This is a genomic window from Pseudomonas sp. SWRI68, assembly GCF_014269165.1.
In the GTDB taxonomy this organism is placed as follows: Bacteria; Pseudomonadota; Gammaproteobacteria; order Pseudomonadales; family Pseudomonadaceae; genus Aquipseudomonas; species Aquipseudomonas capeferrum.
Genome location: NZ_JABWRU010000007.1, coordinates 13698 through 26318, shown reverse-complemented (window position 1 = coordinate 26318; position 12621 = coordinate 13698). Strand labels below are relative to the sequence as shown.

General features: G+C 59.4%; 17 protein-coding genes. 13 read left to right on the top strand and 4 right to left on the bottom strand.

Features of this window, described 5'->3' with window-relative positions:
- The first annotated feature begins 48 nt into the window (after positions 1-48).
- Genes HU770_RS12395 through HU770_RS12365 form a run of 7 tightly spaced genes read left to right on the top strand, consistent with a single transcriptional unit; the run spans position 49 to position 6729 of the window.
- Entirely contained in the window at positions 49-708 is a 660-nt protein-coding gene (locus HU770_RS12395; RefSeq protein WP_186663756.1) for a phage tail protein, read from the top strand.
- A gap of 9 nt (positions 709-717) precedes the next feature.
- Entirely contained in the window at positions 718-1101 is a 384-nt protein-coding gene (locus HU770_RS12390) for a phage tail assembly chaperone (protein ID WP_186663755.1), read from the top strand.
- Between the two features lie 47 nt (positions 1102-1148).
- Positions 1149-1415 carry a DUF1799 domain-containing protein gene (locus tag HU770_RS12385; RefSeq protein ID WP_238347527.1) on the top strand — a complete coding sequence of 89 codons (267 nt, stop codon included), beginning with the start codon at positions 1149-1151 and terminating at the stop codon, positions 1413-1415.
- Between the two features lie 3 nt (positions 1416-1418).
- On the top strand, positions 1419-4874 hold the full coding sequence (locus HU770_RS12380) for a phage tail tape measure protein (protein ID WP_186663754.1): 3456 nt from the start codon (positions 1419-1421) through the stop codon (positions 4872-4874).
- Positions 4874-5212 (top strand): phage tail protein, encoded by a 339-nt coding sequence (locus HU770_RS12375; protein WP_186663753.1) that lies wholly within the window; start codon positions 4874-4876, stop codon positions 5210-5212. Before HU770_RS12380 ends, HU770_RS12375 begins: the two co-directional genes overlap by 1 nt.
- Positions 5213-5221: 9 nt before the next feature.
- Complete coding sequence (locus HU770_RS12370; RefSeq protein ID WP_186663752.1) at positions 5222-5971, top strand: phage minor tail protein L; 750 nt, start codon at positions 5222-5224, stop codon at positions 5969-5971.
- Positions 5972-5973: 2 nt separating this feature from the next.
- Positions 5974-6729 carry a C40 family peptidase gene (locus HU770_RS12365; protein ID WP_186663751.1) on the top strand — a complete coding sequence of 252 codons (756 nt, stop codon included), beginning with the start codon at positions 5974-5976 and terminating at the stop codon, positions 6727-6729.
- 333 nt (positions 6730-7062) lie between these two features.
- Here HU770_RS12365 and HU770_RS12360 read toward each other — a convergent pair whose 3' ends face one another.
- The 4 genes from HU770_RS12360 to HU770_RS12345 form a co-directional block, all read right to left on the bottom strand.
- Positions 7063-7554: a hypothetical protein gene (locus HU770_RS12360; protein WP_186663750.1), complete on the bottom strand. Its 492-nt coding sequence runs from the start codon at positions 7552-7554 to the stop codon at positions 7063-7065.
- 62 nt (positions 7555-7616) lie between these two features.
- Positions 7617-7919: an XRE family transcriptional regulator gene (locus HU770_RS12355; protein WP_186663749.1), complete on the bottom strand. Its 303-nt coding sequence runs from the start codon at positions 7917-7919 to the stop codon at positions 7617-7619.
- Entirely contained in the window at positions 7916-8272 is a 357-nt protein-coding gene (locus HU770_RS12350; protein WP_186663748.1) for a type II toxin-antitoxin system RelE/ParE family toxin, read from the bottom strand. Before HU770_RS12350 ends, HU770_RS12355 begins: the two co-directional genes overlap by 4 nt.
- Before the next feature lie 263 nt (positions 8273-8535).
- On the bottom strand, positions 8536-8943 hold the full coding sequence (locus tag HU770_RS12345) for an Arc family DNA-binding protein (protein WP_186663747.1): 408 nt from the start codon (positions 8941-8943) through the stop codon (positions 8536-8538).
- Between the two features lie 117 nt (positions 8944-9060).
- Between HU770_RS12345 and HU770_RS12340 the strand changes: the two genes are divergently transcribed.
- The 6 genes from HU770_RS12340 (at position 9061) to HU770_RS12310 (ending at position 12603) form a co-directional block, all read left to right on the top strand.
- On the top strand, positions 9061-9216 hold the full coding sequence (locus HU770_RS12340) for an Arc family DNA-binding protein (protein ID WP_189673382.1): 156 nt from the start codon (positions 9061-9063) through the stop codon (positions 9214-9216).
- A gap of 74 nt (positions 9217-9290) precedes the next feature.
- Entirely contained in the window at positions 9291-10226 is a 936-nt protein-coding gene (locus tag HU770_RS12335) for a Bro-N domain-containing protein (RefSeq protein WP_186663745.1), read from the top strand.
- Positions 10223-11029, top strand: a complete 807-nt coding sequence (locus HU770_RS12330; RefSeq protein WP_186663744.1) for a KilA-N domain-containing protein — start codon at positions 10223-10225, stop codon at positions 11027-11029. The genes HU770_RS12335 and HU770_RS12330 overlap by 4 nt, the downstream gene beginning before the upstream one ends.
- Positions 11030-11157: 128 nt before the next feature.
- Positions 11158-11607, top strand: a complete 450-nt coding sequence (locus HU770_RS26980) for a superinfection immunity protein (protein WP_202883870.1) — start codon at positions 11158-11160, stop codon at positions 11605-11607.
- The gene (locus HU770_RS12315; RefSeq protein ID WP_186663743.1) at positions 11604-11936 is read left to right on the top strand and encodes a hypothetical protein; all 333 of its coding nucleotides are present in this window, start codon (positions 11604-11606) and stop codon (positions 11934-11936) included. The genes HU770_RS26980 and HU770_RS12315 overlap by 4 nt, the downstream gene beginning before the upstream one ends.
- A gap of 55 nt (positions 11937-11991) precedes the next feature.
- Positions 11992-12603 (top strand): tail assembly protein, encoded by a 612-nt coding sequence (locus HU770_RS12310; RefSeq protein WP_186663742.1) that lies wholly within the window; start codon positions 11992-11994, stop codon positions 12601-12603.
- Positions 12604-12621 lie beyond the last annotated feature (18 nt).

Genomic DNA, 12621 nt, shown 5'->3' with positions numbered 1-12621 from the left:
AGCCCGCCCAGTGCGGGCTTCGTCATTTCTACCCAAGAGGAAAACACCATGGCCGCACGCTTCCCGCTGCCGAACGGCTCCGTGCTGGAAATTGCCAGCGTACTCGGCGCCTCAGTCGCCTTCACCGCCCTGACCAACGCGGCGCCACCGGTGGCCACTGCTGCAGGCCACACCATCAAGAACGGAGACGTTCTGCTGGTCAACTCAGGTTGGGCACTCATTACCGACCGCGCTGTGCGCGCTGCGAGTGTAGCTGCCGACAAGTTCTCGCTTGGCGGCATGAACACCAGCAACGTCGAGAAATTCACCGCTGGCGCGGGTATTGGCTCCGTAGTCCCGGTAACCAACTGGGCCCAGATCTCCAAGGTTACGGCCTTCACCTCCTCGGGTGGGGAGCAGCAGTATCTGACCGTGGGCTATCTGGAAGATGACGACGATCGTCAATTCCCGACGAACCGGAACCCGATCACCCTCTCGATCACTGTAGAGGACCAGCCAAGCGCCGCCTATGTCCCCCTTGTGGAAGGCTACGGAGATAGCAAGGAGCTGACAGTGGTGCGGCTCAAGCTCCCGGGCGGTGATCAGATCGTTTATCCAGGGTACGTGAGTATCACCTCCACCCCGACGATGGAGCGGAACAATCTCATGACCCGCACCATCAGCATCGCGCTCTCGGGCCGACCAACCCGCTATCTGGCTGGCGCTTAAGGACTCCTCATGGCGAAGATCAAGATCGCGCAAAACCCGACATTTACCGCAGTGGTGCAGCTACCCCGCATCGGCGGCGAGCCAGTGCCCGTTGGGTTCGAGTTCCGCTACATGGATCGCGTGGCGCTGGCCGGCATGTTCGACCGCTGGAACAACGCCCGCGACGTCTGGGCGGAGAAAGCCAAGGATAGCGGGGCAACCTGGGAGGAGGTCACTGCTGGCGAGATCGACCTGCAGGCCGAGCAACTGGGCGAAATTGTCACCGGCTGGGATCTGGAAGACGAGTTCAGCCAGGAAGCGATCCTTCACCTGGTCCGCACCTGCACCGGCGCGCCCAAGGCGGTCACCGATGCCTTCCAGGCGGCCTACAGCCCGGCACGCCTGGGAAACTGAGGGCGGCGGCCCGGGCCTGCTATGAGCGTGGCCCGTCTGCCGAGCAATTGGCCGCGCTGGGGCTGACCCTTGACGACATCGAGGAGGAGGTGGTGGAGGTTTGGCCTGATGCGTGGCCAGCCTTCCGTCTATTCGATGCCCTGGGCACGCAGTGGAGGGTGGCTTCGGGCGGCCCGTCCGGCCTGGACTACACCGCCATTCCTGCAACGGCCCCGATGCTCGGCATCAAGCGCCGCGACCTCACAGACATTTTTCCCGATCTCCGCGTCATGGAGGTTGAGGCCTTGGCCGTCATGGCCGAATCGATGGAGTAGATCATGACCACCATTGCCTCTCTCGGTCTTCAGATCGACTCCGGCGATGCTGTCGAGGCCAAGGACAACCTCGACCAGCTTACGGACGCTGGCAAACGCAGCGAGGAATCGGCTGGGCGAACCGGACGCGCCTGGGAGACCGCCCTTGGCAGCTTGCAGGGTGACACCCGACAGATCGTTCAGGAACTACAGGCGCTCAATGCCAAGCAGACTGAGCTGGCGCAGCAGATGGCCACTGTAGGGCGCGCCGTTACCAGCGCTTCCACGGCATTCAGCAGCGCCGCAGCGAACATGGGAGCGTTTCGGACCGAGGTCGCGCAGGCTGGCAAGGTGCAGGAGGCGCTCACCAGTGCCACGGATGCCGGCGCCCAGGCGGGCCGGCGCGCCGCCGAGTCTGCTGACGAGCAGCAGGCCCGGATTCTTGCCGTGGCCAAAGCCTCCCTGGAGGCCAGCCAGTACGTTCAGTCGCTCAATCGTGCGACCGAGCACTCCGCTGAGGTCACCGCCCAGGCGAACGCAGTTCTGTCGGAGAGTGCCAGCCGTCAGGCAGCCATCAACAGCCGGGCCCAGGCCCTCATCGCCACGGAGGAGCGCCAGGCGGAGGCGGCGAAGAAGACCGCCGGCGCGCATCGGGAAGAAGGTCAGGCGCTTGAGGAGCTGTTGGGCAAGATCGACCCGACCGTCGCAGCAATGAGCCGTCTTGACCAAATGGAGCAGAAGCTCAAGGGCTTCCGCACTAGTGGTGCGCTCGATGCGGAGACCTTCGGCGAGTACCAGACGAAGATCGACCAGGCGCGGACCGCATTGGGCGGCGCCGATGTTGCGCTGAACAAGACTGGTATGTCGGCCAAGGCCACTGCAGCAGCACTGCGCGGCGTACCGGCGCAGTTCACCGATATCGTGGTGTCCTTGCAGGGTGGCCAGGCCCCGCTTCAGGTATTCCTACAGCAGGGCGGCCAGCTCAAGGACATGTTTGGCGGCATAGGGCCGGCCGTTCAGGCTCTCGGCGGCTATGTCCTGGGACTGGTGAACCCCTTCACTGTCGCAGCAGCAGCGGTCGGCGTGCTCGGCTATGCCTACTATTCTGGAAGCCAGGAGGCGGTCGAATATCAGAAAGCGCTGATCACCACCGGCAACGCCGCCGGCACAACGTCGGACCGCCTATCCGGGATGGCGCGCGAGGTCACGGACACTATTGGCACCACCGGCGCTGCGGCAGAGGTACTCACTCAGCTGGCCAGCAGCGGCAAGGTAGCCTCTGCCAGCTTCGTCGAAATCACCGAGGCCGCTCTGGAGTGGCGCTCAGCGACCGGCAAAGCGGTCGAGGATACTGTCGCCGAGTTCGTGAAGATCGGCAAAGACCCGGTGGCGGCTGCCAAGGACCTCAACGAGCAATACAATTTCCTGACCGCTTCGACGTACTCGCAGATCGTTGCGCTGAAGGAGCAGGGCGACACCATCGGGGCTGCCAAGCTGCTCACCGACACCTATGTCGATACCATCAAGAACCGTAGCAAGGAGGTCACCGAGAACCTGTCCATCTGGGAGCGCGGTTGGAAGGCATTGCGTGGCGAGGTTGCTGCAACCGTAGACTCGGTCAAGAATATTGGCCGTGACCAGGATATCGCTAGCCGTATCGTCGAAACGCAGCAGCGCGTGGCGGCTGCCCAGAGCGCGGTGAAAGGGGACCCGGACGATACCGCTGCGCAGAAGAAGCTGACCGACGCCAACCTGGAGCTCAAAGCTCTCATCCAGCAGCGGGACACGCAGCGAGCAATTGCGAAGGCCCAGGAGCTCGATGCCCAGCGGCAGCAGGCGGCCATAGTGGCGATCGGTAAGATCGACGCTCTGGAGAAGTCCGCCAGGACCAACGCTGAAAAGCGAGCTGATGCGCTGAAGGAGTACACCAAATCTCTCGAAGCGATCCGCAAGGTCAACCCGGATGATGAGCGGCTGAAACCCGAGAACATCGCCCGGGTGCAGGCCGATATCGCCAAGCAGTTCAAGGACACCGGCGGGCGTACCACGTCTGTCGACCTCTCCGGCTTCAACGACCAGAAGAACGCCCTGGCTGCCATCCTGGCCCAGTACAAAAACCACCAGAAGGAGCTGGACGCGGCGCAGAAGGCCGGACTGATCTCGCAGGAGTCGTATGCAGCACAGCGGGCCGCGATCATCGAGCAGCAGAAGGGCGAGGTCACAAGCGCATACGAAAAAGAGATCAAGGCACTGGAGGAAGCCAAGGGGCGCAGCAGTACCAGCGCCCAGCAGCGAATCCAGCTGGACCAGAAGATCGCCGACGCTCGGGCCGCCATGGTCAAGGCGCAGAAGGAGGCTGACACGGAGCTTTCGGTGTTGGCGACCAATGAGCAAGGCCGACTAGCCAAGCAGGCGAGGGCTGTGCAGACCTACACCGACGCGCTTGGCCAGCAGGTCACGGCGCTCAGGTTGCAGGGACAGCGATCCGCTGACGGACTTGGGCTCGGAGATCGCCAGCGTGGGCTGCAGGATCAGCAGAACGGAATCACCGATCGGATGAACCAGCAGCGCCTCGACCTGGCCAACCAATATGGCGATGGCTCCCGCGGCATGAGCCTTGATGAGTACAATCAGAAGCTGGCCGCACTGAGCAAAACCGAGCGAGAGCTGCAGGAAACTACCATCGTCAACTACGACCAGATGACGGCCGCGCAGGGTGATTGGCGCAAGGGCGCGTCATCTGCCTTTCAGAACTACCTGGAGCAGGCTCGTGATGTTGCCGGGCAGACGAAAGCGCTGTTCACAAACGCGTTCAGCTCGATGGAGGATGCGGTCGTAAACTTTGCCATGACCGGCAAGTTCTCGTTTGCAGACTTCACCAAGTCGATCCTTGCTGACATGGTCCGGATCGAGACGCAGCGTGCTGCCTCTGGGCTGCTTGGAAGTCTGGTGAGCTGGGGAGCTACTGCGGCATCCGCTTACTTTGGCGGTGGCGGGGGTAATGGCATGGAAGCCGGCTCGGCTGGCGCGGTTTCCTCAAATCTCGGAGCCTCCCAAGCTGGCTACTCGTCTGCATATGGGTTCTCGGACGGTGGCTACACCGGCGCGGGCGGCAAGTATGACCCTGCCGGCATAGTGCACGCCGGTGAGTTTGTATTGCGCCGTGAGGTTGTCAGCCAGCCTGGAATGCTTGATTACCTATCAGCTCTCAATAACCGCGGCTACGCAGACGGTGGTTTGGTATCACCCATGCCGGTTCCTCGGCAGGTATCTGGACAGTCTCAGCCCAGCGCGTCCATCAACGTATCCGCTCCTGTGACTCTGGTCATGGAAGACAGTAGCAACCAGGGCATGCAGCTCGATCAAGCGCTGCTCCAGCAGAACATGCAGAAGCAAATGCAGATGGCTGCCGAGAAGGCGGTCGCTGAATCATGGCGCCCAGGTGGCGTCAGTCATCGAAACACCAGCGGGAGGCGCTGATGGCCATCGAGAAATTCAGCTGGCCAACCCAGCGCGGTGAAACGCCGGAGATCAGCTACCGAACCCGCGAGTCACGCTTTGGCGGCGGGTACCGACAGGTCGTAGGCGATGGACCCAATAACAAGGAAGACAGCTACCCCATCACGGTTACCGGCACGAAGGCTCAGATCCGCAAGGTAATGGAGTTCTTCGACCGGCTCGGCGGCGCCAAGGCATTTCTGTGGACCACACCGCTCGGGGATTTGGGGCTATTTACCTGCAAAGACCCTAAGCCTACCCCGGTGGGTGGCGGCCGTTTCAAAGTTACCGCCACCTTCGAGCGGGCATTTCACCCGTAAGGATTCACCATGTCACTGATCAAGGACATCCAGAGCCTGGAGCCTGGTAGCGAGGTGCTGCTGTTTGAGCTGGATGGCTCAGACTTTGGTGCCGACACGCTGCGCTTTCACGGGCACGCGATACCGCACACACCAGAAGAACTTGCTGCAGCTGGTGCGAACTCCGACCAGCTCCGAGCCAAGTCGATCTGGTGGCAGGGCAACGAATACGGTGCCTGGCCGATGCAGATCGATGGCATTGAGGCGAACTCGGATGGTACCGCTGTGCGACCAACCCTGACCGTAGGCAACGTTAACGGCAGGATCACTGCATTGTGCCTGGCCTTCGACAATCTGCTCGAGTTCAAGCTGACGATTCGCCACACCATGGCGCGCTACCTGGACGCGGCAAACTACCCCTCGGGCAATCCGGAGGCCGATCCAACAGAGGAAGCGATCGAGGTTTGGTATCTCGATCAGAAGGTGTCCGAGAACGGCACCACAGTGGCTTGGGAGCTTGCCAGTCCCGGGGATGTAGGCGGGGAAACGATTGGCCGGCAGATGACCCAGCTGTGCCACTGGGCAATGACCGCCGGCTACCGTGGCCCGAACTGCGGCTACACCGGCCCCTACTTCGACCTTGACGGCAATCCCACCGACGACCCGGTCAAGGACCAGTGCAATGGCTGCCTCGACACGGGGTGCACCGTTCGCCACGGGCAGGGCAACCAACTGCCGTTTGGCGGCTTCCCGGCTGTATCCCTGATCGCACGGAGTTGATCATGCGCAAACACATCCTCGCCGCCGTGCAAGCGCACGCTGCGGCAGAATACCCACGCGAGTGCTGCGGTCTGATCATCGCCGTCGGCCGCTCCCACCGCTACATCCCATGCGGTAACACCGCGACCGATCCTGCCGAGGAGTTCCGTATCTCGCCGGAAGACTACGCGGCGGCCGAGGACAAGGGGGAGGTGATTGGCATTGTGCACTCACATCCGGACGCCACCAGCAGACCCTCACCGCGTGACCTGGCGATGTGTGAGGCAACCGGCTTGCCCTGGCACATCCTGTCGTGGCCTGAAAGCGATCTGCGCAGCATCACGCCAACCGGTTACACGCCGTTGCTTAACCGGCCGTTCGTGCACGGTGCCTGGGACTGCTGGCAGGTCTGCGCGGACTGGTACAAGCGGGAGTGGGGGCTTCAGTTCCCGGCCTATGCCCGTGATGACGGGTGGTGGGAGAAACTGGACGGCCCGAGCTTGTATGAGCAGGCCTATGAGGCCGCGGGCTTTTACCAGGTCAACCAGCCGCAGCGCGGCGACATGATCGTCATGGCTGTCGGGCGTACCGCGCATCCTAATCACGCGGGTATCTACCTGGGCGCCGAAGCGCAACTGCCTGAAGAGCATGCCGAGATATTCGGCCCTGGCCCCTTCATGCTGCACCACCTGCTTAGCAGGCCATCAGAAGTCATCGTGTTCGGCGGGCCTTGGCTCGATCGGACGCGCCTTGTGTTGCGTCATCGGGACGCGAAGTGAAGCGGCTTGGCCGATTGGGGGCAGTATGAGCAATCAGAAAGCGGATGCGGTTGCGGTAAGCAGGCTCGAAACGAGAATCGACCCAACAGCCAAAGTCGTTTCCGTGAAACCTCCGATACCCTGCAATTGGGACCACTGCGAAGTCATCCCCTTGAAACAGGACGGTCCCTGGGATTCCAGAGAGCTGCTATTTGTTGGGCTGACCTGTTTGAATGCAGAGGCAGACGCCGCTCCGCTAAAAAGACTCTCTACCCGTCGCGTCACTAGCCCAAGTAGAGGCGATAAATATCTTTCTTGAAATCCAGCAGCTTCGCTATGTTGCCGATGACTCGACTAACCCCCGAGGGACTGCAGGAACGTACGAAGTAGCGGGCCTGCTGCCGGCAGGCTTTCCATGCCCAGGTCCAATAGTTTCTCTGTCAGGCGTTTTGTGGCCTCGGCGGGCAATCCTCGGATAACGGAGCGGATAGAGGTTTTCTCCTCCTCCGCGAGGTCTGATGCGGCGATCTTGGCTTCGATAAGGCCCTTGATTGTATCTTCATGCAGCTTGATCGTTACCACGCCGAGTATAGCGCTGAGCCCGCCGTCATCGGCTAAGAAGTCGAGACCCCTGGCAGTAATATTTGCGAAAGCCGGTGTCGGGTAATCGGGACCGATCTCCATGCTTCGATCCACCGTGATCAGGCCATGCTCGGCCAAGTAGTAGAGGTTTTGAGAGCCGACCTTGGCATCGAGACCCATTTCTTCTGATGGGTCCGACATGCCTGTTGGATATGAATCAGCAAGCATCATCAGGAGTCGGTGCTGCACGTCACGATTTAGCATGGCCTTTCCTTGGTCTATATGTGAAAAAGCCCGCAATCGGCGGGCTTAGATAAGACATGAGGCTATGCGTGAGCTGCCTCTTGCTCTGGCACGAGCCTAACTTCAACGCGCTGACCAAGGGCGCGAGCGGCGCTGGCCAAGGTCGCCAAGGTCATGCCTGGGTCGTCTTGGTCGAGTGCTCGGTCCACTGCGGTACGGCTGGTATGCATGCGCGCAGCTAGGGCTTTCTTCGTTACCTTCTGGCTTTTCATGGCTTCAGCGATTTGCCAAGAGATGACTCGCTTGAGGGCAGCAGCAGACACTTCCTCTGCGAGACCTTGCTCTGCAAGGAAATCGTCGAAATCGGAGCCGATGTGCTGGTTCATTGCTTGTTCCTCTCTAGTGTTGCTTTGCGTTGCCTGGCGGTTTCCAAGTCAGACGCTGGTGTTTTCTGGCTCTTCTTGATGAAACTGTGAAGCAGAACCATGACGCTCCCGTCCACGGTGAAAAGCACGCGGGCGATGGTATCGACCAGGTTGACCCTGACCTCCCATAGGCCTTTATCAAGCTTTCTGACAACCGGCATTCCAATCGGCCAGCCGATCTGAACCGTTTTGATTTCGGTTCCGATCATCCGCTTGTGATCGCGGGGAATTTCGGTCAGCCATTCGCGCACCGGTTCGTTGCCTGCTTCCGTGCGATAAAAACTGACGTTCAATGTTGGTGGCGCCTCGTTCATATGGGGAGTGTACCAAAAATGGTGCGCTATTCAACTGGTGGTTGAATACGGAGAGGGATTCGTTGACGAATTCGTTGGCTGATTCGGCTTTCACAGCATGAAAACCCGGCGCTTGGCCGGGCTTGGGGTTGTCTACCTGACTCAATGTCATGTAGTCCTTCAGCAGCGTCACCCGCAGTGACGTAATGTGCTTTATGGGACTCGCCAGGGGTGTGCAACCGAAGCACACCCTAAGGCTAGGATTTCCCAGAAGCTGGCCTGGCCTAGTCCTCTTTGGGAAAGCGTTTGCGTGGTTTTGGCCCAGTATTCAGCTTTGGCTTTGCGTTGTCCGGCGCGACCGGGAAAGCCCCCATCCCGGACAGAGCGCTCTCGATAGCACTCGACACCGCGTCAAGTAAGTCCTCACGGGTTACTCCAACACCAGATAGTGTGCTCTCGATCAAGGCCTGCTTGTCTACGCCAGTGCGAGATCTCTGGTCGGTTTCCTCACGCGCATCGACCAGAGGAAGCCCAAGATTGAGCCTCACGCTATCCGTCTTCGAAAAAGACGCCTCAAGTCTGGCCAATATTTCTGCCGTGGCAGATCGCTTGTTTTCCTGGGCTGCGGCCATTACCAGATTGCGCAGGTACTCAGGGATTCTGAGGTTGAACTGTGGGTCGGAGCGGCTCATGGCGAATCCAGTTCTATTTAACAGAACGGAAGGATGCATCACGGTGGTATTGACAGCAATGCATCACCGTTCTACATTTGCCCATGTAAACAACAGTGATGCATCAGGAGATGCGTGATGGCCAGGAAAGATCCGCAGTTCAACCTGCGACTACCAGAGGAGTTGAAGCAATGGGTGGAATCTCAAGCGCAGAGGAACCACCGCTCTCAGACAGCGGAGCTGGTTTATCTAATAGCGGAAGAAAAAAAGCGGCAGGAGCAGGCAGCGGCCTGAAACGAAGAAGCCCCGACGAGGTGAGAGTCGTCAGGGCTTCGGGAAACGAGATCAACTTCGGAGAAGAAATCGTCATGGGCGATAATAGCACAGCTGTATCCAGTGTCATCCCGTTTGACTTCCGTGGACATAGTGTCCGAGCAGTCTCTATCAATGGCGAGCCATGGTTTGTAGCGGCCGATGTGTGCCGCGTGCTGGATGTGACGAATACCACCCAGGCCATGCAGGCTCTGGATGAGGACGAGCGGTCTATGTTCAACATAGGTCGTCAGGGCCAGGCCAACATCGTCAACGATTCGGGCCTCTACACCCTGATCCTCCGGTGCCGTGATGCGGTGAAAAAGGGCAGCAAGCCACACGCTTTCCGTAAGTGGGTAACCTCCGAGGTCCTGCCAGCGATCCGCAAGCATGGTCGCTACGAAGACTCAAAAGGAGTGATGGTGCCGATGGTCGATGACATCCTCGGTAAGCCTGGCGCCTTGCGACTCAGTAACATCATGCGTTGCCGGGTAGCAAAGATGAGCTCGGAGCACCAGCGCAGCGCTACGGCAAAGCTCGCGTCTGCACTCCATGCCTGCTTCGGAGTGCCACGAGTTGAGCTTATCCCTGCTAGTCAATTCAATGCTGCCGCCAACTTGGTCGCGAGCTACGCAATTGAGGGCGAGTACCTCGGACCAGAGCAAGCCAGGCCACAGCTGGCCATTCATTACCCGCTTGAAGCACTAACCAAGCGCCGCCCCGAAATGCTTGAGCATCGCGGTATGGGTCAAGCCTGGCTTGACGTAGCCATGGGCGATATCTGCGCGCGCCCTCAGGATCTATCGCTGTGCGAGGAGATTCTGTGCGAATTGCGGGAGGCTGGGTTTGAGGTCGAAGGTGCTTGGTACGAGGTGCGAAGCCTGCGTAACAGACTGCAGCAGTTGAATTCATTCCTGACAGGGCTGGGCAATGCGATGCAGCAACCAACTCGTTACGCGGTTGAGGTAGCTGAAGGGAGGGCTGCAGCATGAGCGCACTCCTGATCGCGGGCATCGAGATCCACCAGGACCATGACGGCCGGTTCAGCCTCAACGACTTCCACCGGGCTGCCGGTGGTGAGCCGCGGCACAAGCCAAGCGAGTGGATGCGAGTAGGGCAGGCCCAGGAGCTTGCAGATGAAATCGCCAAAGCGGGAATTCCCGCTTTGAGGGTGGTGCGAGGCGGCAACTCGCCAGGAACCTACGCTTGCAAGGAACTGGTCTACGCCTACGCCATGTGGGTAAGCCCAACCTTCAGTCTCCATGTTATTCGAACCTTCGACTCGGCAGCAGCGAACGACGCAGTTATCCCGCAGGAGAGGCGTCTGCCAGTGGCGGCCGACAACTTCGATGCCGCCAAGCGCATTGCTGAGAGCCTGGGTCTTGAAGGAAATCAGGCCATCCTGAGCGCTAACAGCATGGTCCGCTCCGCCATCGGCATCGACCTGATGGAAATGGCCGGCGTTAAGCGGCTGGTCAACGAAGCTCAGGAGATGAATTACCTTCCCAGCGAGCTTGGTGAGAAGTTCGGCATGAGCGCGGCCAGCATGAACAAGCTGCTGGCGCAGTGCGGCCTACAGCATCACGTCACCTACAAGCCTGGTAAGAAACGCTGGGAGGTCACGCCGGAAGGTAAGGAGTTCGCCGTGATCACCGACACCGGCAAGAAGCACAGCGACGGCAAGCCGGTCCAGCAGATCCTCTGGAAGGAATCGGTGGCCAAGCCGCTCAAGCGCCTGGCCGAGAAACTGCATGCTGAAATGCCGGATGTCGTCGCACACGGTCTTTCGCGGTAATCAATTGACGTAAAGCCTAACCCCGCCTATGCGGGGTTTTGGTGTTGGCTTTTCTTGAACAGCTGGGATGGTGATAGCATCCTGTCATTAGCTATGGATAGGCCATGGCCAGTGAGCAAGGAGTTCAAATGTTCGTCGTTCGTCTACTCGTCCTGGGCTTTCTCGCCTTCTACAGCTACGCAATGGGGACAGAGCGGGGCGGGTTGAATGCATTTGGCACCCTAGTGGCATTCAGTGGTGCTGTGTTCATCCCCGCTTTCTACATGCTTCCAACGATCGAGGCATGGCTGCGAAAGAACAACAACCTAGGAGCCATTGCTGCTGTTAACTTCTTCCTGGGTTGGAGCCTGCTTGGCTGGGTAGCTGCCTTGGTATGGGCATTTAAGAAGCCATCCCCCGTAATCGTCACGGACGTGCCTGTCTCAGCCTCGCCTGAACCAGTTGCCGATATGCGTTCCGTCGCTGATACCAAGCCGAAAAAAGACTGCCCATTCTGCGGCGAAGAAGTCTTGGCGGTTGCTATCAAATGCAAGCATTGTGGAAGCGACTTGGCTGGAACTGCAGGAGGTGCCGTATGAAGGCGCTTCTTCTGGCTGTGGGGCTGGCGTTGCTGGCGGGGTGTGTGTCGACTGCAGACCTTGAGGAAAAAGGGCCAGTCCTTGATGTCAGTACGACGAAGTCGGCTCAAAACTACTCAAAGTGCCTGACTCCTAGATGGCAGGACCTTAATGCACGAGTCGCATCGACTGAGACCGAGAGTGGTTACCGTATCCGCCTAGACATCGATATGGTCGGAACGCCGGTAATGGCCTTAGTGAAGGATGAAGCGGGAGGCGCTGGAGTGCGCGTCTTTACCAGAAACAGCACATGGTCGGAGTGGGTGAACGTTGCGCGCAGCTGCCTCTGATCCATAACGTAGTCCCAAACCGCCGTAGGCGGTTTTTTATTGCCCGGAGAAAAGCATGGCAGCCACTGCAGCACACTATGAGCCGATGACCATCATCAAGTTATCTGGAGCGCTGGCTAAACGTTTCGGGAGGAGTCATCGACGATTGCTGGATGTTCGAAGCTTCAGAGATGCTTGCAAGGCGCTAAGCGCCACGCTGCCTGGTTTCGATGATGAAGTGAAACGCTTGGATAGACTCGGTATGAGGTTTGCCATTTTCCGAAATGGTCAGAATGTCGGGGAAGATGAGTTTGATCGAAGCGGCGCTCGTGAGGTGCGGATTGTACCCATCGCTGAAGGTAGCAAGAGAGGCGGCGTGCTCCAGACAGTGATTGGTGCAGTGCTGGTCGTGACCGCATTCGCTCTGTCATTTACCCCTTTTGCAGGTGCTTCGCCATTCCTATATCAAGCTGGCGGGGCGCTTATGCTGGGTGGCGTAATCCAGATGCTCAGCCCCCAAGCCAAGGGTCTATCCCAGAGCGCCGCGCCTGAGAACTTGCCGTCGTATGCATTTGGCTCAGCCAAGAACACCACCGCCAGCGGCAACCCTGTCCCGATCTGCATCGGCGAACGCCGCTGGGGTGGGGCTGTCATTTCTGCCTCGATTGAGGCGCAGGACAAGGCCTAGGGCCATCTCAGCGAACAG